Raw genomic sequence first — 25,511 nt, forward strand, 5'->3', positions numbered from 1 at the left:
TGATCCTCACCGTCGGCATCGCCATCGACCTCCTCATCTTCAGCCCCCTCGAACGCCGCACCCTGCGCACCCGCGGCCTCCTGGTCAAGAGCTGATCAGGCCGCCGCCCACGCTCCCGTCCCGGGCGGCTACCGCAGCCGGCCGGTCACGACTCGGTGCAGGACGGGTCCGCGGGTGGCGCAGCCGCGCCGCGGTGCCTGATGTTGACAGCCGAAGCCTTGGCCAGGGCCACGGGGTTCAGGAAGCGCAGCGGACCGATCAGGCGCTGTGCGAACAGGTGCATGTGCCGCGCCACCGATTCATCGCGTGCCGCCGAAAACACCAGCCGTTCCACGGGATTGAACGCACGTGCCTTGGCGAAGTCGACGGCCATCGACTGGTGCACGCGCAGCCGGCGCTGGTGCCTTCGCGCGTACGCCGCGAGCGACTTGTCGAGGTCGCCCCGGCCGGTCGCGGCCGGGGCGACCGCCTCGGCCAGCCATTGCGCGGACTGCAGGGCCCATCCGCATCCCACTCCCCACAGGGGATCGCCGGTCAGGGCGGCGTCGCCGATGAGCGCGACGCCCGGTGCGGTCGGCTTGCGGGTGTGAAGCGGGTAGTCGACCGTTCCGGTGATCTTCGAGATGCGTTCGGCGGAGTCGATGGGCGGCGCCTCGGGCAGTGCGCGGACGAACTCGAAGAAGCTGCCCTCCAGGTCTTCCCGGAAGGCCGGCAGCCGCTTCTTGTCCGGGAGCACCGCGAGGACCGTCACCCCGTCGTCGTTGGGAAACGCGTACGCCATGTCGGGTTCGAGGAACCACGTCTGGCCGATACCGCCGTGCAGCGGAAGGTTCCGGAAATGGGCGAGATACCCGAACCGCGCGTTCTCGTACCGGCGGGCGGGCATCCCGGCGGACTTCGCCACGGCCGAGTCCTTGCCATCGGCGCCGACGACCAGGCGGGCCCGTATCTCACGCTCGCCCTGCGCCGTCGAGGCGCGCACCCCCACGGTTCGCCCGGCTTCCTGAACGAGCCCGGTCACATGGTGGCGGAGGAACAGATCGACACCGGGGGTTTCCGCCGCACGGGATCTGATCAACGGGTCCAGGGTGCTGCGCCGGACGTTGTACGCGTACGGCAGCTCGGGGCCGTTCGGCGCCGCCTTCGGCTCGATCCATCCCCAACGCGTGTACCAGCGGGCCTCGTTGCGGACCGCTCCCGCCTTCTCCAGGGCGGGGACGAGACCGAGTTCGTCCAGCACCGGGTAGGCGTTGGCCGTGATGGAGTGGGTGCACAGCACCTTGTACGCCTCGGGGTCCGAGCGGCGTTCCAGCAGTGCGACGCGGACACCGCGTCGAGCGAGCAGGATCGCCGCGGCGCTGCCGGCGAGGCTTGCTCCGCTGATGACGACGTCGTACTCGTCTCCCGCGCTCTCAGGCTTGGTCATCCGCCGATCGCTCCCTTCGGTGGTGTGGTGCCGTTCATGGGAGTGGTGATGGGAGTGGTGCGTGGGGCGCGCCCATGCTGTCAGGCACATGACGAATGATAGGAGCGACACGAGCGCGCGGGCGGCCCCGCATCCCGCCGGAGACGGGGACCCACGCGCTCGCGCCGGACGTACCGGGTTCCTACCAGGAGGACTTGGTGACGCCGGGGAGGAATCCGGCGTGCGCCAGTTCCCGCATGCGGACGCGGGAGAGGCCGAACTTCCGCAGGTGGCCGCGGGGCCGGCCGTCGAGCCGGTCCCGGTTGCGCACGCGGGTGGCGCTCGCGTCGCGCGGCTGTCTGCGCAACTCCTCCAGCGCCGCGCGCCGTTCGCGCTCGCTCGACGACGGCCGCCGCATGACCTCCTTCAGCTCGGCGCGCCGGGCGGCGCACCGCGCGACGATCGCCCTGCGCCTCTCGTTCTGCGCGATCTTGCTCTTCTTCGCCATCAGACCCTCACCCCGCGCGCACGGAGCCGGGCCACCGCGGCCTCGATGCCGATGGCGTCGATGGTCTTGATCGCCTTCGCGCTTAGAGTCAGGCGGACATGGCGGCCTTCACCCGGCAGCCAGTAGCGCTTGGTCTGGATGTTGGGGTCGAAGCGGCGCGAGGTGCGCCGGTGCGAGTGGGAGATGTTGTTGCCGAAGCCCGGCCGGGCGCCGGTGAGCTGACAGTGGGCGGACACGGTGTTACTGCCCCTCTCTGAAGCGAAACAGTTATTGGAAATGATTTCCATTCCCGTATAGTAGCGGCATGGCACGCAACGAGGTACGCCCGATCGTCAAGCTCCGCTCCACCGCGGGCACCGGCTACACGTACGTCACCCGCAAGAACCGGCGGAACGACCCGGACCGCATGGTGCTGCGCAAGTTCGACCCGGTGGCGCGCCGGCACGTCGACTTCCGCGAAGAACGCTGACCCCCCGCTCCCCGACTGAAGGACACCGACATGAAGCCCGGAACCCGCCCCTTCCCCACCGGAACCGCCCGCGTCCCGGACACCGCAGGCCGCGTCGAGCGCTTCCAGCTCCGCTACGGGAGCGCGGCGTGACCCTGCCCGTCGTCATCGTTGGCGGGCTCCACTGCGACGCCCGCACGGAAGTCGTGGACCGGCTCCTGCACGCAGTCCCCGACAGCTTCGCCGTCCACCACGACCTGTCCACCGCGACCCAGGGCACGGTGCGGCGGGTGGTGCGCGACGCCTCGGGCGAACTGTCCCGAGGCACGGCGCCCCTCGTGAACGACTGTGCGTGCTGCGCGCTGCGCGAGGACCTGATCCCCGAACTGGAACGCCTGGCCGACAGCGGCCTGACCCGGCTGGCCGTCGTCGAGCTCTGGGACTCCGTGGAGCCCAAGGCGATGGCCGAGGTCGTCGCCGCACACGGCGTCGGCGTACTCGACCTCACCGCCGTGTTCACCGCGGTCGACCCCGCGCTCGTACTCCCGTACCTCGTCAACGGCGACGACCTGGCAGCGGTGGGACTCGCGGCAGCCGCCACCGACAAGCGCACCGTCGCAGACACCTGGGCCCGGCAGTTGGAGTACGCGCCCGTACTCGCCCTCGTCGACGGCGAAGGAGCCGACGACGAGGATCGGGCCCTCCTCACCCAGCTCCATCCGACCGCCCGGCAGGTACCCGCCTCCTCCGGCGAGCTCGCCCGACTGGCCTTCGCCGGTTTCGACGTGGAGACGGCGGCAGCCGCCCAGCACCCGGCCTGCGCGCTGCTCCCCCAGGAAGCCGACGAGGCGGGAGTCACCACCTTCGTCTGGCACCGCCGTCGGCCCTTCCACCCCGAACGCCTCTACGAGGCACTGGAAGACCTCTGTTGCGCGGCCGCCCGCAGCCGCGGCCGTTTCTGGCTCGCCGACCGTCCCGACACCCTGCTCGCCTGGGACGCCGCGGGTGGCGCCCTGTCCGTGGAGAACGCCGGCCCCTGGCTGGCGTCCCTGCCGGACGCCGCCTGGGAGTTGGTCCCACCGATGCGCAGGGCTGCGGCCTCGCTGGACTGGCATCCCGAACACGGCGACTGCTGCCAGCACCTCGTCTTCACCTCCCCTGGCCTCGACCGCCGCGGCCTGGAGCGACTCCTGGAGTCCTGTCTCCTCACCGACACCGAATACGCGGGGGGTCCCGAGGCGTGGCGGAGCCTCCCGGCCGCCTTCGGCCCCCTCCTCGACCCCGTCTCCTGACCGCCACCCGACCACCCGACCACCCGTAAGGAATTCACATGGCTCGCCGCCAGGCCCCCCACAAGCCACTCAAGTCCCGCCCGAACCCACTGGACGCAGCGGAGATCACGTACATCGACTACAAGGACACCGATCTCCTGCGGAAGTTCGTCTCCGACCGAGGCAAGATCCGCAGCCGTCGGGTCACCCGGGTCACCGCCCGGCAGCAGCGGCGGCTCGCGACCGCGGTCAAGAACGCCCGCGAGATGGCCTTGCTCCCGTACGGCAGCAGGTAGCAGGTAGGGCTCGGGGAATGCGTGCGCGTCGGCGAGGGCCGCGTACGGGCGCGGCCTGCTCCGCCCCGCGGGCCGAGCCGCAGGGCCGACATCGACGCGTGCCTGAAACTCCGGGCCACGGCGGTGTCAGGATGAGGCGCTTGTCGCGCCGGAGGCGCTCCCCCTCCCGGCGTCGGAAGGGAAAACTGGTCGGAGCCCCCCGTGCGGTGCCGTAAGGTGGGGTTCACCGACGCGGGGTGGAGCAGCTCGGTAGCTCGCTGGGCTCATAACCCAGAGGTCGCAGGTTCAAATCCTGTCCCCGCTACTACCCGGATGGGCCCGGATCCTCACAGGATCCGGGCCCTTCTGCCGTGCTGGGAGGATCGGGGCGATCCGCCCGTTCCCGGGCCGTCGGTCATCTGTCCGCGAGCGCCCAGCGGTCCGTGATCAGCGCGGCCTGCTCCTGGAGCGCCGAGACCAGCTCTTGAGCGCTGCCGGCCGCGGTGGAGCGCAGGACGACGACGCTGATCTCCCTGGTGAGGTCCGGGCCGTCGAGGCGGCGTACGACCAGGTCCGGGTGGGGCGTGCCGAGGGCGAGCCGCGGCACCAGGGCGATGCCCGCGCCGGCGGCCACCAGGCCCTGGACCACCGCGTAGTCGTCGGTCCGCATCGCGTGGACGGGCTCGAACCCGTGTTGGGCGCAGGCCCAGGACAGGACCCGGTCGCACGGGTCGTGGGGGTCGGCGGCGCCCACCCACTCGGTGTCCCGCAGCGCAGTGAGCGGGACCCGGTCCAGGTCCGCGCACGGGTGGTCCTGCGGCATGACCAGGAGCAGCGGATCGGCCAGGAGGGGGCGGAGCGCGAACTCCTCGTCCAGGTCGAGCCGGTCCCCGGGCTGTGAGAAGACGAGCGCGGCCTGGAGCTCCCGGGTCCTCAAGCCGCGTAGGAGCAGAGGCAGTTCTCCCTCGGTGAGCGAGATGTGCACGCCCTGCCGGTGGAGGCGTTTGACGGCCGGGGCGAGCAGGAGCGCTCCGGCGGTCGGGAAGGTGCCGATGTGGAGGGTGCGCATGCCCCGCTCCGCGAGACCTCGCACCTCCAGCTCGGCGTGGCGGAGCCGTTCGAGAACGGCCTCGGCGTGCGGCAGCAGGGCTTCGCCGAGCTCGGTGAGTGTGGCGCCGCGCGGTCCGCGCCGGACGAGGCGGGCCTCGAAGTGGGCCTCCAGGGCGGCCAGGTGGTGGGTGATCGTCGGCTGCGTGTAGTGCAGCGCCCGGGCGGCCGCGGCGAGCGAGCCCTCCTGGGCGATGGACCTGAGCACCTGGAGGTGGCGGATCTCAAGCATATAGACAGCCTATGGAGACCTATAGAAAAGTCCAGCGTTCCTCTATTGCCGCGACGCTGGCAGCCTCCCGGTGTGAACACGCGAACCACCCCTCCCCCAGGCCGTCCGCCGTACCCCGGTCCGGACCAGCTGCGGGCCCCGTACGCCGATGCGCTCCTCGCCCACGCGGGACGGGACTGGCTGAGGCTGAACGTCCCCGGTCACGCAGCCGCCCCCGGCTCGGACCTCTCCGCCGCCTTCGGTGCGCAGGTGCCGGCCCTGGACTTCCCGCCGCTGCTCGACGGCCTGGACCTCGGCGCGCACACCCCGCTGGACGAGGCGCTGGAGCTGGCCGCCGGCGCGTGGGGCGCCCGCCGCACCTGGTTCCTGACCAACGGCGCCTCGCAGGGCAACCAGATCGCCTCGATGGTCGCCCCCGCCCTGGGCCGCACGCTGGTCGTGCAGCGCAGTGTGCATTCGAGCGTCGTCGACGGGCTGGTGCTCTCCGGCCTGCCCGCCGTTTTCGTCCAGCCCTCCGTCGACGCCGACCAGGGCATCGCCCACGGTGTCACCGCAGAGGAGGTACGGACGGCCCTGGAGCGGACCCCCGACGCCGCGGCCGTGTACGTGGTCTCGCCGAGCTACTTCGGGGCCGTGGCCGACGTGCGGGCCCTTGCGGACGCCGCCCACGCCGCCGGAGTACCCCTGATCGTCGACGAGGCGTGGGGATCGCACTTCGGCTTCCACCCCGCGCTGCCCGACGGGGCGCTGGCACTCGGCGCGGACCTCGTGACCTCCAGTACCCACAAGCTCGGTGGCAGCCTGACCCAGTCGGCCATGCTGCACCTCGCCGAGGGGCCCTTCGCGGACCTGCTCGAACCCCTCGTGGACCGGGCCTTCCGGCTGGTGCAGTCGACCAGTGCGAGCGCCCTGCTGACCGCCTCCCTCGACCTCACCCGTCGGGCCCTGGCCACGGGCGCCGACCGGATCACCGGCTCGGTGGAGGCCGCGGACAAGATGCGGGGAGTCGTGCGCGCACTGGGCCGCTTCGGGGTGGTCAGCGACGGCTTCCACCGGTTTCCCGACATCACGGCCGCCGATCCCCTGCGCGTCGCCCTCGACACCCGCGCGGGCGGGATCACCGGGCACGAGGCTCGGCGGCTGCTCTTCCGGGACCACCAGGTCATGGTCGAAGTCGCCACGGACGCCGCGATCGTCGCCGTGGTCGGCGCCGGGTCCGCACCCGACGCCGATCGCTTCATCGAGGCCCTCCACTGCCTGCCGGCGCCGCTCAACGCCGCCGGCTCCGAGGTCCCCGAGCGGACACCGCTGCGGCTCCCGCGCCCGGGGTCCGCGCGGCTCACGGCCCGCGAGGCCTTCCTCAGCCCGGCGCGGGTGGTGCCGGCGGAGGAGGCCGTGGGCATGGTGTCCGCCGACACCCTGGCCGCGTACCCGCCGGGCATCCCCAACGTGCTGCCCGGCGAGGTCATCACCTCCGAGGCCGTCGCGTTCCTCCGCCGCACCGCGGCCGCCCCCGGCGGTCACGTACGCGGTGCTCTGGACCCGGACGTCTCCCGCCTCCGGGTCGTCGCACCCTGACGTTCGCGCGTTCCGCCGTACGGCGTATGCCTACCGGGCGCCTGCCGATGCCCCGGCCAGCGAGGGGGATCCGGTCTTCAGGGGCGGCGCCTCGCCCGGGGGGTCGAGCTGGGCCTCCATGTCGTCGAGGGCGCTGCGAACCGCCGCGATCCGCAGGCGGAGCTCGTCCGCCGCTTCCGACGCCTCCCGGCCCGTGGGCACGGAGGTCCGCCCGGCGGCGGCCTGCTCGGCCCGCTTCTCTTCCTTCTCCATCTCACGCGCCTCCTCCAGGGCGTTGAGGACGACGCCGATCAGCACGTTGACCAGGACGAAGGAGGCGAGGAGCACGTACGAGGCGTAGTAGAGGATGCTGAACGGGGAGACCGCCAGTCCGGCATGGACGGCATCGCCCAGGCCCTCCAGCGTCATCAGCAGGAACAGGGTCAGCCCGGCCCGGCCGAGGGAGCCGTAGTGCACCGGATCGTGGCCGGCGAAGGAGATCCAGCCGATCATCGCGTACACGTAGAGGATCAGCGCGCCCACGCAAAGGAAGCTGACCGTTCCGGGCAGGCTGCGGCCGACAGCGACGAGCAGGACCCGCAGTTGCGGCATGAACTGCGCGGTGCGCAGCACCCGGGCCAGGCGAAGCAGCCGCAGCAACGTGGTGTTCTCCCGCAGGAACGGGACGAAGGCCGAGGAGACCACCAGCAGGTCGAACACGTTCCACGGGTCGCGGAAGAAAGCTTTCGGCCGGTCGGCGTGCGCGGCCAGGCGGATCAGCATCTCCAGGGTGAACGCCGCGACGCAGAACCGCTCCGCGGAGTGGAGGAGAACGCCGTACTCCACGGACAGTCCGCTGTACGTCTCCACACCCAGCAGCACGGCGTTGAGGAGGATCACCGACATGACGCCCAACGCGAACAAGGGTGCCTCGCACACGTCGCGGCAGCGCGCGGCAAGCCTCTCGCGACCGGTGGACGTCCGAATGAGGTCTGACATCATGCTCCCTCGCCCACGACCGGCACCCGGTCACGGGCTGTGTCGCGCCCCGGCGGATCCGGGGCTTTTGATCAAGCTCCAGGTCGTGTAACGCCGCACGGCCGAATTCGAGTCGCTCAGGCCCGACACATCGCCCGATCGGGGAACCCGGCACCCGGTCGCAGGCCGGCCGGCGGACCGGCGGAGAAGGGGCAGAGGGGGCAGAGGGGTGTACCGGTTCGACCGGTCACCGCGGTGTGCGTCGCGCTCAGACGGGCTGGGTGGCGAAGAGTTCGAGGTGGCCGCAGTTCGGGCAGCGGTACGCATCGATCTGGCGGCGGGGGCGGCCCAGTCGCTTCGCGCCGCCGAACAGACCGCGCTCCAGCGGCCCGGCGATCCAGCGTGCGTAGCCGCGGGAGCCTTCGCCGGTGTCCTCGACGAAGCCCTGCTCAAGGCCGACCGTGCCGCAGTACGTGCACCTCACTTCGCTCACCGGGCCGATTGTAGGGGGCATGCCACTGACCGCGGGCTCCGTGTTCGCATCACGGCTGCGCCTTTCCGTCCGGGCCGAATGCGGTGCGCTACCCCTGGCGCACGGGGTGGCGGAGCAGATAGACGGCCGCGGTCGAGACCAGCGCGGTCATGCAGGCGAGGAACACCAGTCCGGCGCCCTCCAGTCCGACAGGGCCCGTCAGTACGCCCACGCCGATCACCGGTAGCGAGATGCCCGCGTACGCCACCACGAACAGCATCGAGATGACCGCCGCGCGCTGGTCGGCCGGAGACGCCCCGGCCACTGCGGAGAGCGACCCGCGGAAGGCCAGGCCCTGCCCGGCGCCGCCGACGAGCGCGCTGAGGACCACCAGCACCAGCAGGTCCCAGTACAGGGCGCCCGCGAGCAGCAGCAGCCCGGCGAGGAGCGTCGCGCAGCCCAGCGGCAGCGACCGGCCGACGCCGATGCGGCCGGCTGCCAGTTGTCCGGCGGTCGACGCGAAGAAGGCCAACGCGACGACCAGCCCGCTCACGGCCCGGTTGTGCACGCCCAGGGACTCGACGAGGAAGGCCGGGCTGACGGACGTGAACACTCCGAACAGCGCGAAACCCACGAACGATGCGGTTGCGGCGGGCACGAACACCTGCCGCACCGACGCGGGCAGAGCGGGCCGCTGCGGCCGTACCGCCGCGAGCGGCTGCCGCTCGCGCACCGTCTCGGGCAGTCGCAGGAGGACGGCGGCCGAGCCGGCCACGAGGACGAGGTGCACGGCGAACGGCAGGTACAGCGGCCAGGGAGCGTACTGGGAGAGCACGCCGGCGAGCAGGGGGCCGCAGCCGAGCCCGCCCATGTTGGCGGCCGTCGCCACGAACGTGGCGCGGGAGGAGCCGTCCCGCGGCGCCAGTTCGAGGACGTAGGCCGTGGCGGCTCCGGTGAACAGGCCTGCGGACAGGCCCGACAGCAGCCGGCCCGCGTACAGCCAACCCAGCCCGGTGGCGCACAGGAAGCAGCCGGCGCTCGCCGCCGCGAGTACGAGGCCCGTCAGCAGGACGGGCCGCCTGCCCACGACGTCCGAGGCGTTGCCGGCCAGCAGCAGGACCCCCATGACGCCGAAGGCGTAGACGGCGTAGACGACCGTCACCTGCAGCTCGGAGAATCCGAACTTCTCCCGGTAGAGGCCGTAGAGGGGGGTGGGCAGAGTGGTGCCGGCCATGCACACGGCGAACACCGCCCCCGCCAGGAGGCACTGGCGCCATCGTCTGCGATCACCGTCCATGCCGCCGACGGTAACGGCGCCCGGCAGCCCGGACGGCGCGGCATGCCGAGGACACTGCAGTCCGGCGGGCGCGGCCGGTCCGCACGCGGTGCCGAAGCCATGCGGCCGAAGCCATGCGGCCGGAGCCCTGCCGCGGGAGCCCTGCCGCCGAAGCCCTGCGGCCGGAGACGCCCGCGGACCGGACCCGCCTCCTCGAAGGACGGGTCCGTCGGCGGCGTCGCCGCCCTCCGGTGGACCGGCTTCAGCCGCGGAGCCTGCTCGCCGCCAGGGCGTCCTTGACCTCCTGCGCGACGCGGGCCGCGTCCTCGGGGTTGTTCACCACATCCGTGTGGTTCATGTCGATGACGAGGACTTCGCTGGCGGAGTAGTGCTTGTGCACCCAGTCGTCGTAGCCGGACCACAGCGTCCGGTAGTACTCGACGAGGCCCTCGTCCTGCTCGAAAGCGCGGCCCCGCAGCCCGATGCGGTGCAGCACCGTCTCGAAGTCCGCCTTGAGGTAGACCATGAGGTCGGGTGCCTTGCGGTAGGGCAGGCCGTCGATCTCGCGCATCATTTCGTCGAGCAGTCCCTCGTACACGCGCATCTCAAGGGAGCTGATCCGGCCCAGGTCGTGGTTGACCTTGGCGAAGTACCAGTCCTCGTAGATGGACCGGTCCAGGACGTTGTCGCCCTGCTTGTACGCCTCCTTGATCGAGGCGAACCGCGTCTGCAGGAAGTAGAGCTGGAGGAGGAAGGGGTAGCGCTTCGCCTGGATCTCTTCGGGGCTCGCCGTGTAGAAGAGCGGAAGGATCGGATTGTCTGCCACGCTCTCGTAGAAGACTGCGCTGCCCAGCTCCTTGGCGAGCAGCTCGGCCACGCTCGTCTTGCCGATTCCGATCATGCCACCGACGCAGATCACTGCCATACCTCACTTCTCCCTGGGGATCTTCTGTTCGCGGTCGGGTGGGCCGGGCGCCCCACACCACTGGGACGCGTGTCGGCGGTCACTCGATTCCCCAAGATCTTCATGATCAGCGCCGTCCGGTCCCCGTCCGGACCTGGGCCCCACGCGAGCCGCGCTCCTCGATCGGCCGGGCCGGCCGTTCGGCAGTTGCCGCGTGCGGGTACGAGCCACCACCCCGCGGCCGCCTTGAAGCATAAATGACGCTCCGCCCCGCGACGGCCAGAACGCCGGCGCCCCCGCCCCGCCTCCCCCTCCGGCGCCGCCACCGGCGGCCTCCGGGCCCGTCAGAGGTGCCGGCGGACGGCGGCGGTGAACTCGGCGGTGGAGGCGGAACCGCCGAGGTCGCGCGTGCGCACCGGGGTGGTGGCCAGGACGCGGGCGATGGCGTCGGTGATGTCGGCCGCGGCGTCGGGGTACCCCAGGTGGTCGAGCATCATGGCGGCGGACCAGATCGCGCCGATCGGATCGGCGATGCCCTGTCCGGCGATGGCCGGGACTGATCCGCGGACCGGCTCGAACACGGAGGGGTACTCGCCCGGCGGGTTGAGGTTGGCAAAACGGGGCGATGCCGATGCCGCCGGCCACCGCCGCCGCCAGGTCGCTGAGGTGTCCCCGAAGAGGTTGGACGCGACGACGACGTCGAAGCGTGCGGGGTCGAGGACGAACTTCGCGGCCAGCGCGTCGATGTGCCTCGGCCGAGCGCCCGGATACCTGCTCGTCCCAGAACGGCATGGTGTGCACGATGCCGCTGGACTTGGTCGCCGAGGTGAGGGGACCGCCGCGCCGTTCGGCGAGTTCGAATGCGAAGTCGAGGACCCAGGTCACCCCGCCCGTGTGAACACCGCTTACGGAACGGCCATTTCGTCGGGAATCCCGCGGCTATCCGCCCGCCGATCTCGCGTACTCGCCATGGGGTGTTCTCCGGACGACCACGAAGTCCACCTCCCCGGGCACGGCCGCGCGGACGGGCTGGGGAGGCCGTCGAACGCGCGGAGGGGCGGAGGTTGGCGTACTGGCTGAAAGCCCCGCGGATCGGGATGAGCAGTCCCCACAGGGAAACGTGGTCCGGCACGCACGGGTGGCCGACGGCGGCGAGCAGGATCGCGTCATGGCGGCGGAGTTGCTCCAGTCCGTCCTCGGCATCATCGATCCGTGCCGGAGGTAGCGCTCGCAGGACCAGTCGAATCGCTCGTAAGCGAACGTGATGCCGGGGCGCGTCCCGACGGTGTCGAGGACCTCGCGTGGCTCATAGGCCCGCCCTATGAGCAGGTGGACCGGCGACCTCCAGGAAGGCACTGGCCGCCGGTGTCAGCTCCCCCTTACGAGTCACCAGGACGTTGTGCCGGACGCGGGCCGGTTCCAGGTCGAGGACGAACACTCCGGCCCGCTCGGACAGCTCGGACAGCTCGGACAGCTCGGACAGCTCGGACAGCTCGGCCCATGATTGCGTCACGACCGCCAGTCCGGCGCCCCCGAGCACCAGGGGCAGGAAGGCCATGCGGTGCAGCTGCTCGGCCCGCACCGCCCGCCTGGGCGGATACGGGCCGTCCACCGGGGTGCCCAGGACGAGCCGGCCGTCTCCGACACGGTGCGCGACGACGTCCCGGCTCGACAGCGGCGACGAGGTGATCAGCAGTCCGAGTGCGCAGCCTCCGGTGCGCACCATCTCGACCCGGCCTCACGGGTGAGGGGAAAGGGCGCGGTGAAGCGCTGGACCATGGTGCTCAGGGGTTCGATGGTGGGCGGGGCCATCGCGGCGATCTCCGGGCGCCCGCCGCGTAGTTCACGGACTGAGCCGATGCCGGCCCTGGCCAGCTCCAGCGCGTGCAGGGCTTCCCTGGCCCGCGGAACCAGACCACCCTCCCGCCGATCCGATGGAACAGGCAGCCGTCCATGTCGCCCCGACGACGCGCGCCGGCCCGTCCGGGTCCGGATCCACGGCGTGGCCTCCATCTCCGGGTCCGGGGGCGATGTACAACCGCTCCGGCGAGACCTTCGCGCGCAGCGACGACCTGGTGGTGGTGGACCTCAACTACCGGCTCGGACCTCTCGGCCTGCTGGCCAGGTGGTGGCCCGCGGCGCCCAGAGCGGCGCCGACGGCGGGTGCCGCGAGGTAGATCCACAGCCCGGCGGTGTCTCCGGACATCAGCACGGGGCCGAACTGTCGGGCCGGGTTGGCGGAGCCGCCGCTGAGGGGGCCGAGGAGGGCGATGATCGCGCAGATGAGGAGCGCCAGGGCCAAGGGGAACCACCGCTCGTGGGCCGGGTGCGCGAGGAAGAAGCCGATCATCAGGGTGACGAGGACCATGCAGCCGCCCTCGGCGGCGAAGACGGCCCCCGCACTCCACGAGGGCGCCGCGGCCGCCGCGCCGTAGCCGACCCGTGCGACCGCCGGCCCCCAGGCCAGGCGGGCCAGTGCCGTGCCGGCGACCGACCCGCACAGCTGCGCGACGACGTACACCGGCACGCCCCGGCCGGGGAAGGCCCTCAGCAGCCAGAGCGCGAGCGTGACCGCGGGATTCATGTGGCCGCCCGAACACCGCCCCCACGGGGAGCGGATCAGCCCGAGGACGAGCGCGCCGGCGAGCGCCCCCACGACGAGGAGGGCCAGGTGGAGGTTGCCGAGGGCGAAGGGGGACGCCGGGTCGAGCACCCAGCGGATGATCGTGACCACGGTGAACATCAGCGTCGCGGTCAGCACGAACTCGTACAGGGGATAGCCGCGGCGTTCCGGCTCGGTCCGGACGGGCGCGGGGCCCGCACCCGTGCGCGTTCCGGGTTCACCGGCCGGGACCGCGGCGGGCCCGGACGTCTCGCCTCCGCTCATGGGCACTCCTTCCGATCGGGCGGCTTCGGCGCTCGGGTGCGTGCCCGGTGCGCCCGTCGAGGAAGCGTGCGGCACGCCCGGGCCGGGATGCGCGCGTACACGCCGACGAACAGGACCCGGGTCCGGACGGATCCGACACGACGGCGATGGTCAGGAGGGGCGGCGAAGGCCGCATCAAGGCCCTCGCACGTCCTCGAAGGCCCTGACACGTCTTCATGGGATCGCGGGCTCAGGGGCGCGCAGTGGCGGGCCGATGGGAGTGCCATGGAAACGCGTTCCTTCGCCGGCGTACGCGCTCTCGTGTGGCGTCGGCTCCTCAGAGGGTTTGCCGGAGTGTTCACCGTCCTCTGGGTGATGGCACCCGGGCCCACTGCCATGACGGCCGGGGCTGCCCCGCCGCATGGGGCGGCAGCTGCGGACGATGCGGGCCTGCGGTCGTTGTTCGCAGCGGAGAACCGTGAGATCCGCACGCCCGAGCGGGTGGTCGCGGTGACGTTCAACGCAGCGTGGAACGACGCCGGCCTGGACTCCGTCCTCGACGAGCTCGCCCGCCGGCACGCGCCCGCCACGTTCTTCCTGACCGGCGACTTCGCCGACCGCCACCCCCAGGTGGTCAGGCGCATCGCGGCTGCCGGACACGGGCTGGGGAACCACTCCTACAGCCACCCCTCCTTCCAGGACCTCACCGCCGCGGGAAGGCGCGATGAGGTCCTGGCGGCCGACCGGGCCCTGCGCAGGGCCGGCGCAGGAGGGGCCCTCACCCCTTATTTCCGGTTCCCGTACAGGGAGACCAGCCCCGCTCACATCACGGAGCTCAACGCACTCGGCTTCGCGGACATCGAGTTCACCACCGACACCAACGGATGGATGGGCACCGAGGGCGGCATGACCGTGGACCGGGCCGTGACGAGGGCGCTCGACGCTCTGCGCCCGGGAGCGATCGTGCAGATGCACGTCGGCGCACGCGAGGGCGGCAGCGAGGTGCTCGATGCCCAGGCCCTCCCTCGGATCCTCGAAGCGATCGGCTCCCGCGGCTACCGCCTCATCGACCTCCGCACGCTGCTCACCACGTCCCCGGCACCGGCGCCGGCCCCGGCGCCGACCGCGCTCGGGCCGGTGCCCTGACCGGGACGGCCCCGGGCCGCAGCGGGTGGCTGCGGCCCGGGGCCGTTGCGGAAGGGTGCCTGCCGCGTACTCGCGGCTGCCGTCTCAGGCCGTGGCGTTCGCCTCGGCCCCGGGGAGCTCGGGGGTTTCGGCCGGGGCCGGGGACTCGGCGTCGGGCCCCGGGATGCGGTGCAGCCCGCGGCGGTCGTAGAAGCGGGTGACGGCGAAGCCGAAGAGCAGTGCGGCGACGAGGGCGATGCCCATCGAGGCCCAGGCCCGGCTCAGGCCCGCATCGCCCTGGGCGCCGTAGTAGAGGATGGCGCGCATGCCCTCGGTGATCTGGCGCAGCGGCTCGAACTCGGAGAGGGCCCGGAAGAACCCGGGCAGCGCCTGGAGCGGCACGGTCGCGCCGGAGGAGGGGACGGCCATCGCGACGAAGACGATGGTGGCCAGCAGCATGCCGGGAGTACCGAAAGCGGCGAACAGGGCCAGGCTGCCCACGCCGACGACGGCGATGGTGGCGACGGAGTAGAGCCACAGCAGGCCGAGGTGGGAGGCGTCCATGTCGAGGATCTCGACGGTGGCGACCTCGACCAGGGTTCCCATCACGAGCGACGTGCCGAGCATGAGCGCCATGCCGACGGCCAGGGTGCGGACGCGGCTGGTGTGCTGGACGGGCTCCCGCTTGCGGACCGGGCCGTAGTCGGTGTGCAGGTAGCCGAGGGCCGTGTCGACCTGCGAGTTGACCAGGTTGGCGCCGAGCATGCCGCAGACGACGAGGACCAGCGCGTAGTAGAAGGCGCTCAGGCCCATGGCACTGCGGGATCCGACGGGGTGGCCGTCGGCGACGGTGACGGTGACCGGGTCGGCCAGCTTGAGCTGGGCGGCCGTCGGGAGCGGGGTCTTCTGGGCTGCGGCCTGCTTGAGGAGCTCCTGGCCGAGCTGGGCGGAGGCGGCGTGGGCGGCCTTCTGGGCGGCCTGGGAGGACATCGAGGAGCCGATGCTGCCGGCCGACTGGTTGGTCAGCACGGTCAGGGTGGGCGGGGCGGCCTTGCCCTGCGGGGCGGGCTGCGGCGCGCCGAGCGCGGTCACCGTGGCGCTGAAGTCCGGGGGTATGACGAGGGCGCCGAAGACCTTGCCCCGGCCCAGCCGCTTGTCGGCCTCCTCTCGGCTGACGACCTGCCAGTCGATGCTCTTGTCGCTCTTGGCGGCCTTCTGTACGCCCGCGACGATCTGCTCGCCCAGGTTCACGTGGCGGCCGCCCGCGTCGGCACCGCTGTCGGCGTTGACCAGGGCCACGGGCAGGTCGCGCAGGTTGCCCTTCGGGTTGACGTTGCCGCCGACGTACAGCAGGGCGAACAACATCGAGACGACTGCGGCGATGAGTCCCGTTCCGATCCACAGCCGGGGTCGGCGGAGCACGGAGGGGTGTGTGGACTGGGGCATCGATTCTCCGGTGCGGCGGCGTTTCCTGGACTGGATACTCAAGGTATCCAGTCACTGGATAGTGGCAGTATCTTGTTGTGGTGTCCAATCGCCGATGACGGGCACCGGACCGCATGACCAGCAGGGAAGCCGTATGAAGATCTCGGAGCTCAGCCGACGGACCGGCGTGCCGGTCGCCAGCATCAAGTACTTCCGGCGGCAGGGGCTGTTGCCCGCGGGGCGGGCGACCGCTGCGACCCTGGCCGAGTACGGGGAGGAGCACGCGCAGCGGCTGCGGCTGATCAAGGCGCTGACCACGCTCGGCGGTCTGTCGATCGCAGCCACCCGCGAGGTGCTCGGAGCCGTCGACCAGGCCCACACCTCGGAGGGCGCCCTCGGAGCGGTGAGCTACGCCCTTCCGGTGCCCATGGCGACCCAGAGCGCCGCGGGCCCCGAGGAGGAGGCCGAGGCCGAAGCGGCCGCCGGCGCCGAGGTGGCGGAGCTGCTCGCGGCCCTGGACTGGCGGGCGCCCGACACCTCACCGCACGTACACGGGCTGGCGTCGGCACTGAAGGAACTGCGGCGGCTGGACGCCCGGTACGCCCCGGGAGAGCTCGCCGCCTACGCGAGGCTGGCGGAGTCGGTGGCCCGGCTGGACCTGGAGCGGGCGGCCGACACCGAGGACCCGGTGGCCTTGGCCGAGCGGGCGGTCATCGTCTTCGCGATCTGCGCGCCGGTGTTCGAACTGCTGCGCCGGCTCGCCCAGGAGAACCAGGTCCGGCGCCGCGTCGCGGACGGCGGCACCGAGTCAGCGGCACCCCGGTAGCCGCCGTGTCCACCACCGGCGCACGGCCGTGACCACAGCGGACAGCCCTAGACCTCGGGAAGGGAGGGATCGGGCGTCCAGGGAGACGGTGCGGCGACGGACCAGCGTTCGTGGTCGCGCCAGGCCCCGTCGATGTAGAGATAGGCGGGCGAGAGGCCTTCGTAGCGAAAGCCCAGACGCCGGACCAAGGCCAAGGACGCCTTGTTCGCCGGCTGGATGTTCGCCTCCAGCCGGTGGAGCCGCAGGTCGACGAAGGCGTGCCGCAGCGCGGCGGTGAGCCCTTCGGCCATGTAGCCCCGCCCCGCGGACGGAGCGAAAGCCGCATAGCCGAGCGACGCGCCCTGGTAACGGCCCCGGATGATCGAGTTGATGTTGACCATGCCGGCGGCTGCGCCGCTCTCCCGGACGCGGACCACATAGCCCCGGTTGGTGCCGTCCGCGAAGCGGTGCATCCAAGCCTGGAACTCCTCCGCGGTCGCGGGCAGCTGCATCCACGGCGCATGGAGTCCGGCGCTGGCCCTGACGAGCGCAGAACTCGTCCTGGTCGGCGAGGGTGAGCGGGCGCAGCTCGACCCGTGACGGCGCAATGGACATGGGCCCGACCTTAGGACCCTCTTCTCGACAGAAGATCACCGGGCGAGCACCCCCGCGGTGCGCCGCCGAGCCGGTCGGCCCGGAGCAGCGGTGCAGCGGTGCAGCGGTGCACCGGTGCAGTCCCGCGTCAGGGCTGCACCGCTGTGGACCGCGGTGAGCGGTCACTGCGCGACGGTCGGCTTCTCCGGCTCCAGGGAGTTTCCGGCGGGAATCCTGCCGCAACTGGTGGGGGCGGTCCTGCCCTCGAAGCGGTCGTCAAGCCAGGCCATCGCGCGCGGCGCCCAGTACGGCATGGCTCCGACGTGGCTGAGCAGGCCGTACTGCTCGTACTTGATCGAGTTGTTGCCGGTGGCGCAGTACTGCCGGGCCAGCGCCCGCGCGTCGCCGGCGACCATGACCCCGTCACCCGTGCCGATGCCCGGCGGGTTGTTGAACGTTCCTTCGAGCCAGCCCGCGTTCCCCTGCCCGATGAACCCCGGGACGGTCGGGGTGGCGGCCTGGCCCAGATTGATCTTGTTGACCGCCGCGACGAAGGTCGGAACGGAGTTCGGGTCCTTGTACTCCGGCTTCGCCATGTCCTTCCACGTCATCCCCGGGTGGCGGCCCAACGCATCGACGATCGAGCCGCGTTCGAGGTCCTTGACGACCGCGAGGCCCTTCGCGCTCAGGTAGGGGGTGAGGTCGATGCCGTACGAGCGCGATACGCCTATGAGCGCCATGGGGATCACCCCGTTCCACGCCAGGGCGCCGTCGACGTACTTGAGGTTGTGCGCGGGGGCGACGAGCAGCCCGCCCTCGGCGAAGCCGACCAGCTGCTTGTTCACCTCGGGCGCGTACGCGGGGGCGAGGGCCGACGTCCAGTTGGTGGCGATGGCTCCGCCGGAGTAGCCGAACAGGCCGAACCTCGTGCCGGCATGCAGACCGGTCTCCTCGGTGCGGATGCCGGCGCGGATCGAGTCCAGGGTGTTCGTTCCGTATTCCGGGCCCGCCGCGAAGTCGGCGTTCTGACCCTCGATGTCCGGGATGACCAGGTCGTAGCCCTTGAGCAACAGCGGCGCCATGATGACGGATTCGGCGTTGGCGATGACCCCGCCGAGGGAGATGTCACCGGCGATGGCCCGGGAGGGGCCGTCTTCCGGGTCGAGGGAGTCGTAGAACGACTGGTACGACACCGCCTTGCTGCCGTCGCCGTGGGGGCTGCGGACCACGGTGGTCACGTTGGCCGAGGGCCTGCCCTGGGCGTCGGTCGTGCGGTAGAGCAGCTGAATGGCCTTCAACGGCGTCGGGATGCCGAAGACGTGGTAGTTCAGCGTGCGCTTCTTCAGGACGTCGCCCGGCTGGTACGAGGACAGCGGCTTGCCGCCGTCGTAGCGGTAGAACGGGTCGGGCGTCGCGGTGGCCGCCCGTCCACCCGCGGCGGGTGCGGCCGCCGCCGTCGATGCCGTGCCGACGACGACGGCAGTCGCGATGGCGGTAGACAGCAGAGCAGTGGTTCTCCGGTTCATTACTCCCCCGTGTGTCGAGCCGCAGCGGCTTTACCTGACGGTAACTTACTGGAGGTAACGCCGTTTCACATAGGCATGTCACGTTGGTTTTCAGGGAGGGTGCGCGACTGCACCGCGGAGACCGCGAGCGGTTCGGATCAGCTGTGACGGTGCGGCGCGGCGCGCCGCACCGGCGCCAGTCGGTCCGCCGAGGGCGTCGGGGCAAGGGGCGACGACTCGGCGTACGTGTCCTCCCGAGACCGGCGTGTGCAGTTCTCCGGGCTGCGGCATGCGCGGAGCCTCCGAAGCCGGGCCGGGCGCCGGAGAGAGTGCCGGTGGCGCTCGGCTGACACCGGGTGGGCGACGGCTCTAGGTTCTCCTGTAGGCGATTGCACTCGGGGGGAACATGGAGCAGTTGAAGGCCGGTGACCCGGCGGCCGTCGGCCCGTACCGGATCACGGCGCGGCTCGGCGCGGGCGGCATGGGGCAGGTCTACCTCGGGGAGTCGCGCAGCGGCCGGCGGGTGGCGGTGAAGGTCGTACGGCCGGAGATCGCCTCGGACCCCGGATTCCGGGCACGGTTTCGGCGCGAGGTGGAAGCGGCGAAGGCGGTCGGAGGGTTCTGGACGGCGACCGTGGTCGACGCTGATCCGGAGGCGGAGACGCCCTGGGTGGCCAGCGACTACATCCCGGCGACCGATCTCGCCGAACGGGTCCGGCAGAGCGGGCCGTTGGCGGAGGACGCCGTGTGGCGGCTCGGGGCCGGCATGGCGGAGGCGCTGCACTCCGTGCACCGGGCCGGGCTCGTGCACCGGGACCTCAAGCCCGCGAACGTCCTGCTGACGGAGAACGGGCCGCGGCTCATCGACTTCGGGATCGCCAAGGCGCTGAACGGTGCGACCGCGCTCACGGGGACGGGGGTGGCGATCGGCACCGCCGGATCCATGTCGCCCGAGCAGGCCCGGGGCGGCAGTGTCGGCACGGCCAGCGACATCTTCTCGCTCGGCACGGTTTTGTGCTTCGCGGCCACCGGGCGCATGCCGTTCGGCGAGGGCAGCGCGGCGGAGCTGATCTACCGGGTCGTGCACGAGATGCCGAACCTGGAACGCGTGCCGGAGGGGCTCCGGGCCCTGCTGGGCACGTGCCTGGACAAGCGCCCGGAGCGGCGGCCGTCCGCCGAGGAGGTGCTGGCCGCGCTGATCGGGGGTGGTGCGGTGACCGTCGCACCTTCGGAGGCAGTCACGCCTTCGGCGACGATTGCGGAGTATCCGCCACCGCCACCGCCGGGCGGGCCCCGGCAGCCTGCCGCGCCGGCCGTGGATGCGGTCGTGGATGCGGTTCCCGTCCGGGCGGTTCCCGTCCGGGCGGTCGTCGAGCGGACATCAGGGGTGCCCGTCGAGGTGCGGTACTCCATGGGGCACATGCGCGTCGCCATCGGGTCCACGCTCGCCGCGGTCGTCCCGCTCTGGGTGGCCGTGTTCTCCTTCCTGGAGCACCCCCTCCCCGCCGCCTTGGCGGGCATCGTCGCGATCGCACTGTTCAGCCTGGGCGGACTGGCCATGGCTCGCGGGGACGCGGGGTGCGTACGGGTGGCCCGTGACGGGCTGTACTTCATGCGTGAAGGCCATGAGTGGACCGCGGCCTGGGCGGAGTTGGGCCGGGTCTCCCTGCGGGCGACGCGCTGGGGTCTGCTGCAGGAGTTCGTCGTGGTCGGCGAACTCGCGCCGGGGGCGACGAAGAACGTCGTCTGGGAACGCTTCCGGCCCGTCGGCCTCGGCTCCGGCTCCGGCTCCGCTCCCAGAGCGGCAGTCACCACCATCCGGTTCCGCAACGCAGGGCTGGCGCGGGCGGAGATCGGACGGCTGCACGAGGCGCTGCTGCACTCCGCGGGTCAGCGCTACTCGTACGACGCCGGACTGCTCGCGGTCATCCGCGGCCACTGACCGATCCCCGCCACCGGGGTGCCCCCTTCGCCGATGCGTCACGTGGTGATGAACCGGCTCTGCGCCGCGCGGCCTGCCGGGACGCGGTGCCGGCGGGTCGGCAGGAGCATCGTCGGGTGCGCGAGGGTCCAGGCCGTGGAGGCGCAGATGAACTCCTTGATGCGGGCGCCGGCCCGGCCCGTGATGACGGTGGAGGTCATCCGGTCTTCCCGGGTCACGCGCTGGAAGATTCCGTCGCGGCGTCCGAGGCTGATGCACTGGGCGGCGTAGCCGATCGGCCTCTCGGGGACCTTGCGTCCGGTCAGGCGCGCGGCGAGGGCGTCGGCGGCCTGCCACGCCATCGGGTTGGCCGTCGCGCAGGCCATCCGCAGTGGGGCGCCTCCCGCGCCCCCGGCGAACGCGGCGTCGCCGACGGCGTACACATCGGGGTGCGAGACCGAGCGCATGGTGGCGTCGACCACGATGCGCCCGCTGCTCGACACCTCCAGGGTGGTGGCCGCCGCGATCGGGTGGACGGCGAAGCCCGCGGTCCACACGGTGACCTGGGCCGGGATCCGCCCGGCCGCGGCCGCGCCGGCACCGGTCCCGATGACCACGCCGTTCGCCTCGACACGCGTGACGTCGGCCCCCTCGTGGACCGTGATGCCGAGCCGGTCGAGGACGACGCGCAGGTGGTGCTGCGCCTTGTCGCTGAGCCAGCCGCCGACGCCGTCACGGGCGGCGATGGCGACGTGGAGGTCCGGGCGCGCCTCGGCGATCTCCGTGGCCGCTTCGATGCCGGTCAGACCGCCGCCGACGACCAGCACGGTGTCGTCGCGCTCCAGTTCGCCCAGGCGGGCGCGCAGGCGCAGGGCGTCCCGCCTCCCGGCGATGTTGTGCGCGTACTCGGCGACACCGGGGACGGCGTGGTCGGCGTTCGTGCTTCCCAGGGCGTACACGAGGGTGTCGTACGCGAGGGTGTCGGCGCCGTTCTCGCCGGTGAGGTCGACGGTCTTGCGGTCGGCGTCGAGCGCGGTGACCCACGCCGGCCGGACCTGCACGCCGGTGCCCTCGTACATGTCGCGCAGCGGGCGGCGCGGCAGGTCCTGGCCGCTCGCGAGCTGGTGGAGACGGATGCGCTCGACGAAGTCGGGGTCGCCGTTCACCAGGGTGATCTCGACGTCGTCGCGGTGCAGTCTCCTCGCGAGGCGGCCGGCGGTGACGGCTCCGGCGTAACCGGCTCCCAGGACGACGATGCGGTGCTTCATGGTTTGCTCCCTGTCCGGGTTGGATTCACCTCCTGAACCGGACAGCCGCCCGATCCCTGACAGGAACCGGCTGTGACGTGCGTCACCAGATCTCCATGACGGCGCGATGCGGCCCGGCGGCCGCCCACTGGCGCGAAACGCGCTCCAGTTTGTCGGGGTTGACCTGGATGTGGATCGCCTCGACGCCGTCGGGCGTCGCGGTGAGGCACATGACGCCGAGGAGGCGTTCGCCGCCCGCGATCAGTACGGCAGGGGCGCCGTTGACGACGGCTGCGTGGAGGGCGGCGCTGCCGCCCACGTACGCCCTCTTGGCGGGGCCCGGCCGGAACAGCCCCCGCAGGTAGCGCGCGATGCCGAGCGCTCCGATGACCGGGGTCCTGCGGGCACGGACCCGGGCACCGCCGTCTGCCACGCTGACCGCGTCGTCGGTGAGCAGCCGGATGAGCGGCTCCGTGTCGCCGCTGAGGGCGGCGGTGAGGAATTCCTCCACGACCTTGCGGGCGGCGGCCGCATCGACCTCGGCGCGGGCCCGGTCCGTCGTGAGGTGCTGCTTGGCGCGGCGGTGGATCTGCTGGCAGTTCGACTCGGTGAGGTCGAGGATCTCCGCGATCTCGCGGTGCGGGTACCCGAACGCCTCGCGCAGTACACCGCGCGCTCGTTGGGCGTCAGCCGCTCCATGAGGATGAGCATCGCGACGGACACCGACTCGCGCTGCTCGGCGGTGTCGGCCGGCCCGAGCATCCGGTCGCCGGCCAGCACCGGCTCGGGAAGCCACTGCCCCACGTACGTCTCCCGCCTGGCGCGGGCCGAAGTGAGCTGGTTGAGGCAGATGTTGGTGAGCACCTTCGTCAGCCACGCCTCGGGCGTCTCGATCCGCTCCCGGTCCGCCGCGTGCCACCGCAGGAAGGTGTCCTGTACGGCGTCCTCGGCATCACCGGCCGACCCCAGCAGCCGGTAGGCGATCGCCTCCAGGCGACCCCTGGAGCTCTCGAACAGATCGGCCTCGTACGTGCGGAGCGGCATCAGGCCATGATCGGACATGCGCGCCGGCCCCGTCCACCCGCGTCGGCCCGGTTCTCCGGCGGCGCTGGATCAGCCGTCCAGCGACATGGCGTTCTTCGCCCGCTCGACGGACGCCTCGGAGGCGGGTGCGCCGGGATTCTCCGTGGCCAGGGCCTGGTTGAGGGCGACGAAGGGGCGCATGCGCCGCTCGTAGTCGGCGTACGCGGCGCCGTGGCCGCCCTGCTGCCGGGCTGCCCGGGCGAGGCAGTCCGCCAGTACGTACGCGCCGACGAGGGCGATGCTGGTGCCCTGCCCCGAGAGCGGGGAGGGGCAGTAGGCGGCGTCGCCGAGCAGGGCCACCCTGCCGCGCGACCAGCCGTCCATGCGGATCTGGGCCATGGCGTCGCAGTAGAAGTCGGGAGCCTCCACGGCGGCCGCGGCGAGGCGGGTGCCGTTCCAGCGCAGGGACGTGAGCCTGTCCACGACGAGCTGCCGAAGGGCCTCGGGCGCGTGGGTGAGCGGGCCGGACTCGAAGCCGAAGGCGATCCGGAGTTCGGTGTTGTCGCGCACGGGCATGATGCCGAAGCCCGCGTCGCCGTCGCGGAGCCACATCTGCCAGTCGTCCAGAGCGAGGAAGTTGTCCGTACCGAACACCGACAGGTAGCTGCCCAGGTGGTGCGCGAAGCGCTCCTCCGGGCCGAAGGCCAGGCGCCGTACGGTCGAGTGCAGTCCGTCGGCTCCGATCACGAGGTCGAAGTCGCGGGACGCCCCGTGGGCGAAGTCGACGTGCACCCCGCTCTCGTGCTCGGCGAGCGCGGTGATGCTGTCGCCGAGGAGGTACTCGACCTCTGAGCGGGTGTGTTCGTGGACCATGCGCACCAGGTCCTCGCGGAGCAGCTCGATGTCATCGCTGTCGAGCCTGCCGCTGCTGAAGGTGGCCTCGGTGGAGCGCTCGACCTCCCGTCCCTCCGGGTCGAGGATCGACATGCCGCGCATCCGCGTGCGCACGCTCCTGGCCCGCTCCAGCAGGCCCGTGCGTTCGACGACATCGAGCGCGACGCCTCGGATGTCGACGGCCTGGCCTCCGGCGCGCGGGCCGGGGGCGCGTTCGACGACGGTCGGTTCGAAGCCGTGCCGGCGCAGCCAGTGGGCGAGGACGGGGCCGGCGATTCCGCCGCCGGAGATGAGAACGGTCCGCATGGGAAGGCTCCTTGTCGTGGGGTGCGCGTGTGTCGGGGGGTGTGGGCGTGTGGCTGTGTACGTGTGAACTGCGTAGGTTCCGCGGCGTGCACAGCGCTGAACGTACGCTGTACGCACACCTCGCTCAACTGGCCGAACGGCTCTACTGAACTAGGACAGTTGGGATCGCCTCAGCATCTTGGCTGCTAGCCTCTGTGCTAGTACACCTAGACAGGAGCAGAGAACGTGACGCATCCCACAGGGACGCAGGGAGAGCCGCCCTATCTGCGCATTGCCGGAGAGATCCGCCGGCGCATCGCGGGCGGTGAACTCGCCCCCGGGGAGCGGGTTCCGTCGACCCGTCAGGTCGCCAGGGAGTGGGACGTCGCGATGGCCACCGCTGCCAAGGCCCTGACCGCCCTGCGCCTGGAGGGGCTGGTCGAGACCCGGCCCCGCACCGGCACGGTCGTGGCCCCGCCCGCTCCGGTGGCGGCGCCGCGCCGGCGGTCTTCGTCGAGCTCAGGTGGTTCGTCCGCCTCATCTGCCTCATCCGCCCTGTCTGCGGCACCTTCCTCACCCGTCTCGTCGGCTCCGTCCTTCGAGGGGGACCTGACACTCGACCGGATCGTCCGTGCCGCCATCGACATCGCCGACGCGGAAGGGCTCTCCGCCCTCTCCATGCGCGGCGTCGCGGCCCGGCTCGGCGTCGCGGCCATGTCCACGTACAGGTACGTCCCCAGCAAGGACGACCTCGTCCTGCTCATGGCCGACGCCGCCTTCGGCGAGGAGTCCTACCCCGCCGACGCCCCGGAGGGCTGGCGCTCCCGCATCGAGCTGGGTGGCCGAACCCTGTGGGCCCTGTACCGCCGGCACCCGTGGCTGGCCCAGCTCGGCTCCCTCACCCGCCCGCTGCTCGTGCCCAACCTGATGGTCCACGGCGAATGGGTGCTGTCCGCGCTCGACGGCCACGGCCTCGATCCCGGGACGCTGTTCGACGTCCACGTTCTGCTGTACAGCCACGTCCAAGGGCTGGCCGTGCACCTGGAGTGGGAGGCTCACGCCGAGGCGACCACCGGCCAGTCGGAGGACCAGTGGATGGAAAACCGCGCCCCCACCCTCCGCGCTCTGATGGAATCCGGCCGCTTCCCCGCCTTCACCAAGGCGGTCGGAGCCTTCGAAGACGGCTATGACCTCCGGCTCGACGCCCTCTTCGAACTGGGCCTCAAGGCCCTTCTGGACGGCCTGACCCCCCTCATCGAAGGCCGGCGGGGTCCGGACGGTCCCGCCGGGGCCGTCGGCGTCTCATAAGCACATCGCACCCCTGTCCGGCAAGGCCCGTAGCAGAACGTCCGATTATCGACCCCCTCGGGAACACGAGCTGCCTCCCT

At 71.8% G+C, this 25,511-nt stretch carries 23 protein-coding genes, 1 tRNA gene and 4 pseudogenes; 11 read left to right on the forward strand and 17 right to left on the reverse strand.

The annotated features are described in order from the left end of the window. Nucleotides 1-95 (forward strand): annotated as a pseudogene (locus ACIBAD_RS35975) (ABC transporter permease); the annotation flags it as partial. 50 nt (nucleotides 96-145) lie between these two features. Here the strand turns inward: ACIBAD_RS35975 and ACIBAD_RS35980 are convergent. The 3 genes from ACIBAD_RS35980 to rpmB form a co-directional block, all read right to left on the reverse strand. Then, a complete protein-coding gene (locus tag ACIBAD_RS35980) occupies nucleotides 146-1,426 on the reverse strand; it encodes an NAD(P)/FAD-dependent oxidoreductase (protein WP_134067807.1) in 1,281 nt (426 codons plus the stop codon). Nucleotides 1,427-1,607: 181 nt separating this feature from the next. Next, entirely contained in the window at nucleotides 1,608-1,913 is a 306-nt protein-coding gene (gene rpsN / locus ACIBAD_RS35985; RefSeq protein WP_134067808.1) for a 30S ribosomal protein S14, read from the reverse strand. Continuing rightward, on the reverse strand, nucleotides 1,913-2,149 hold the full coding sequence (gene rpmB, locus ACIBAD_RS35990; RefSeq protein ID WP_134067809.1) for a 50S ribosomal protein L28: 237 nt from the start codon (nucleotides 2,147-2,149) through the stop codon (nucleotides 1,913-1,915). Before rpmB ends, rpsN begins: the two co-directional genes overlap by 1 nt. 68 nt (nucleotides 2,150-2,217) lie before the next feature. Here rpmB and rpmG point away from each other — a divergent pair, with 68 nt between their 5' ends. From rpmG to ACIBAD_RS36015, 5 genes and pseudogenes are all read left to right on the forward strand, one after another. Next, nucleotides 2,218-2,382, forward strand: coding sequence for a 50S ribosomal protein L33 (rpmG, locus tag ACIBAD_RS35995; RefSeq protein ID WP_030718078.1), 165 nt, complete (start codon nucleotides 2,218-2,220; stop codon nucleotides 2,380-2,382). A 48-nt stretch (nucleotides 2,383-2,430) separates the two neighbouring features. Continuing rightward, nucleotides 2,431-2,514: pseudogene (locus tag ACIBAD_RS36000) on the forward strand (50S ribosomal protein L31); the annotation flags it as partial. Continuing rightward, entirely contained in the window at nucleotides 2,511-3,653 is a 1,143-nt protein-coding gene (locus tag ACIBAD_RS36005; protein WP_398911178.1) for a CobW family GTP-binding protein, read from the forward strand. The pseudogene ACIBAD_RS36000 and the gene ACIBAD_RS36005, both read left to right, overlap by 4 nt. A gap of 38 nt (nucleotides 3,654-3,691) precedes the next feature. Next, on the forward strand, nucleotides 3,692-3,928 hold the full coding sequence (gene rpsR, locus ACIBAD_RS36010; protein ID WP_134067812.1) for a 30S ribosomal protein S18: 237 nt from the start codon (nucleotides 3,692-3,694) through the stop codon (nucleotides 3,926-3,928). 230 nt (nucleotides 3,929-4,158) lie between these two features. Then, a tRNA-Met gene (locus ACIBAD_RS36015) sits at nucleotides 4,159-4,232 on the forward strand. 90 nt (nucleotides 4,233-4,322) lie between these two features. Here the strand turns inward: ACIBAD_RS36015 and ACIBAD_RS36020 are convergent. Continuing rightward, entirely contained in the window at nucleotides 4,323-5,246 is a 924-nt protein-coding gene (locus ACIBAD_RS36020; protein ID WP_398911181.1) for a LysR family transcriptional regulator, read from the reverse strand. Between the two features lie 72 nt (nucleotides 5,247-5,318). Between ACIBAD_RS36020 and ACIBAD_RS36025 the strand changes: the two genes are divergently transcribed. Beyond that, the gene (locus ACIBAD_RS36025) at nucleotides 5,319-6,824 is read left to right on the forward strand and encodes an aminotransferase class I/II-fold pyridoxal phosphate-dependent enzyme (RefSeq protein WP_398911183.1); all 1,506 of its coding nucleotides are present in this window, start codon (nucleotides 5,319-5,321) and stop codon (nucleotides 6,822-6,824) included. Between the two features lie 30 nt (nucleotides 6,825-6,854). Here ACIBAD_RS36025 and ACIBAD_RS36030 read toward each other — a convergent pair whose 3' ends face one another. The 7 genes from ACIBAD_RS36030 to ACIBAD_RS36060 form a co-directional block, all read right to left on the reverse strand. Beyond that, complete coding sequence (locus ACIBAD_RS36030) at nucleotides 6,855-7,802, reverse strand: ion transporter (RefSeq protein ID WP_134067814.1); 948 nt, start codon at nucleotides 7,800-7,802, stop codon at nucleotides 6,855-6,857. 247 nt (nucleotides 7,803-8,049) lie between these two features. Next, on the reverse strand, nucleotides 8,050-8,274 hold the full coding sequence (locus ACIBAD_RS36035; RefSeq protein WP_208328875.1) for a hypothetical protein: 225 nt from the start codon (nucleotides 8,272-8,274) through the stop codon (nucleotides 8,050-8,052). Between the two features lie 88 nt (nucleotides 8,275-8,362). Then, nucleotides 8,363-9,550, reverse strand: a complete 1,188-nt coding sequence (locus tag ACIBAD_RS36040) for an MFS transporter (protein ID WP_134067816.1) — start codon at nucleotides 9,548-9,550, stop codon at nucleotides 8,363-8,365. Nucleotides 9,551-9,791: 241 nt separating this feature from the next. Next, nucleotides 9,792-10,454 carry a deoxynucleoside kinase gene (locus ACIBAD_RS36045; RefSeq protein WP_134067817.1) on the reverse strand — a complete coding sequence of 221 codons (663 nt, stop codon included), beginning with the start codon at nucleotides 10,452-10,454 and terminating at the stop codon, nucleotides 9,792-9,794. 323 nt (nucleotides 10,455-10,777) lie between these two features. Continuing rightward, on the reverse strand, nucleotides 10,778-11,179 hold the full coding sequence (locus ACIBAD_RS36050; RefSeq protein WP_398911209.1) for an isocitrate/isopropylmalate family dehydrogenase: 402 nt from the start codon (nucleotides 11,177-11,179) through the stop codon (nucleotides 10,778-10,780). 560 nt (nucleotides 11,180-11,739) lie between these two features. After that, a complete protein-coding gene (locus ACIBAD_RS36055) occupies nucleotides 11,740-12,159 on the reverse strand; it encodes a hypothetical protein (protein WP_398911185.1) in 420 nt (139 codons plus the stop codon). Nucleotides 12,160-12,525: 366 nt separating this feature from the next. Then, nucleotides 12,526-13,320 carry an aquaporin gene (locus ACIBAD_RS36060; RefSeq protein ID WP_134067819.1) on the reverse strand — a complete coding sequence of 265 codons (795 nt, stop codon included), beginning with the start codon at nucleotides 13,318-13,320 and terminating at the stop codon, nucleotides 12,526-12,528. A gap of 438 nt (nucleotides 13,321-13,758) precedes the next feature. Here ACIBAD_RS36060 and ACIBAD_RS36065 point away from each other — a divergent pair, with 438 nt between their 5' ends. Further along, nucleotides 13,759-14,445, forward strand: a complete 687-nt coding sequence (locus tag ACIBAD_RS36065) for a polysaccharide deacetylase family protein (RefSeq protein WP_398911187.1) — start codon at nucleotides 13,759-13,761, stop codon at nucleotides 14,443-14,445. Nucleotides 14,446-14,529: 84 nt separating this feature from the next. On the opposite strand, the gene ACIBAD_RS36070 is transcribed toward ACIBAD_RS36065, so the two are convergent. Continuing rightward, on the reverse strand, nucleotides 14,530-15,870 hold the full coding sequence (locus ACIBAD_RS36070; protein WP_134067820.1) for a YhgE/Pip family protein: 1,341 nt from the start codon (nucleotides 15,868-15,870) through the stop codon (nucleotides 14,530-14,532). Between the two features lie 133 nt (nucleotides 15,871-16,003). Here ACIBAD_RS36070 and ACIBAD_RS36075 point away from each other — a divergent pair, with 133 nt between their 5' ends. After that, nucleotides 16,004-16,675: a MerR family transcriptional regulator gene (locus tag ACIBAD_RS36075; protein WP_398911189.1), complete on the forward strand. Its 672-nt coding sequence runs from the start codon at nucleotides 16,004-16,006 to the stop codon at nucleotides 16,673-16,675. 47 nt (nucleotides 16,676-16,722) lie between these two features. Here ACIBAD_RS36075 and ACIBAD_RS36080 read toward each other — a convergent pair. Together ACIBAD_RS36080 and ACIBAD_RS36085 are read right to left on the reverse strand one after the other, a co-directional pair. After that, nucleotides 16,723-17,269, reverse strand: a pseudogene (locus ACIBAD_RS36080) (GNAT family N-acetyltransferase). Between the two features lie 161 nt (nucleotides 17,270-17,430). After that, nucleotides 17,431-18,774, reverse strand: coding sequence for a lipase family protein (locus ACIBAD_RS36085; RefSeq protein ID WP_398911190.1), 1,344 nt, complete (start codon nucleotides 18,772-18,774; stop codon nucleotides 17,431-17,433). A gap of 385 nt (nucleotides 18,775-19,159) precedes the next feature. Here ACIBAD_RS36085 and ACIBAD_RS36090 point away from each other — a divergent pair, with 385 nt between their 5' ends. Continuing rightward, nucleotides 19,160-20,695, forward strand: a complete 1,536-nt coding sequence (locus ACIBAD_RS36090) for a serine/threonine-protein kinase (protein ID WP_398911192.1) — start codon at nucleotides 19,160-19,162, stop codon at nucleotides 20,693-20,695. 38 nt (nucleotides 20,696-20,733) lie between these two features. On the opposite strand, the gene ACIBAD_RS36095 is transcribed toward ACIBAD_RS36090, so the two are convergent. The 3 genes and pseudogenes from ACIBAD_RS36095 to ACIBAD_RS36105 all read right to left on the reverse strand — a co-directional run bounded on the left by ACIBAD_RS36095 (nucleotide 20,734) and on the right by ACIBAD_RS36105 (nucleotide 24,144). Continuing rightward, the gene (locus ACIBAD_RS36095) at nucleotides 20,734-21,942 is read right to left on the reverse strand and encodes an NAD(P)/FAD-dependent oxidoreductase (protein ID WP_398911194.1); all 1,209 of its coding nucleotides are present in this window, start codon (nucleotides 21,940-21,942) and stop codon (nucleotides 20,734-20,736) included. An 82-nt stretch (nucleotides 21,943-22,024) separates the two neighbouring features. Beyond that, nucleotides 22,025-22,965: pseudogene (sigJ, locus tag ACIBAD_RS36100) on the reverse strand (RNA polymerase sigma factor SigJ). A 69-nt stretch (nucleotides 22,966-23,034) separates the two neighbouring features. After that, nucleotides 23,035-24,144 (reverse strand): FAD-dependent monooxygenase, encoded by a 1,110-nt coding sequence (locus ACIBAD_RS36105; RefSeq protein WP_134067826.1) that lies wholly within the window; start codon nucleotides 24,142-24,144, stop codon nucleotides 23,035-23,037. A gap of 225 nt (nucleotides 24,145-24,369) precedes the next feature. Here ACIBAD_RS36105 and ACIBAD_RS36110 point away from each other — a divergent pair, with 225 nt between their 5' ends. After that, the gene (locus tag ACIBAD_RS36110) at nucleotides 24,370-25,431 is read left to right on the forward strand and encodes a TetR/AcrR family transcriptional regulator C-terminal domain-containing protein (protein ID WP_398911196.1); all 1,062 of its coding nucleotides are present in this window, start codon (nucleotides 24,370-24,372) and stop codon (nucleotides 25,429-25,431) included. Nucleotides 25,432-25,511 lie beyond the last annotated feature (80 nt).

It is taken from the genome of Streptomyces sp. NPDC051109, from assembly GCF_044455885.1.
Taxonomy (GTDB): Bacteria; Actinomycetota; Actinomycetes; order Streptomycetales; family Streptomycetaceae; genus Streptomyces.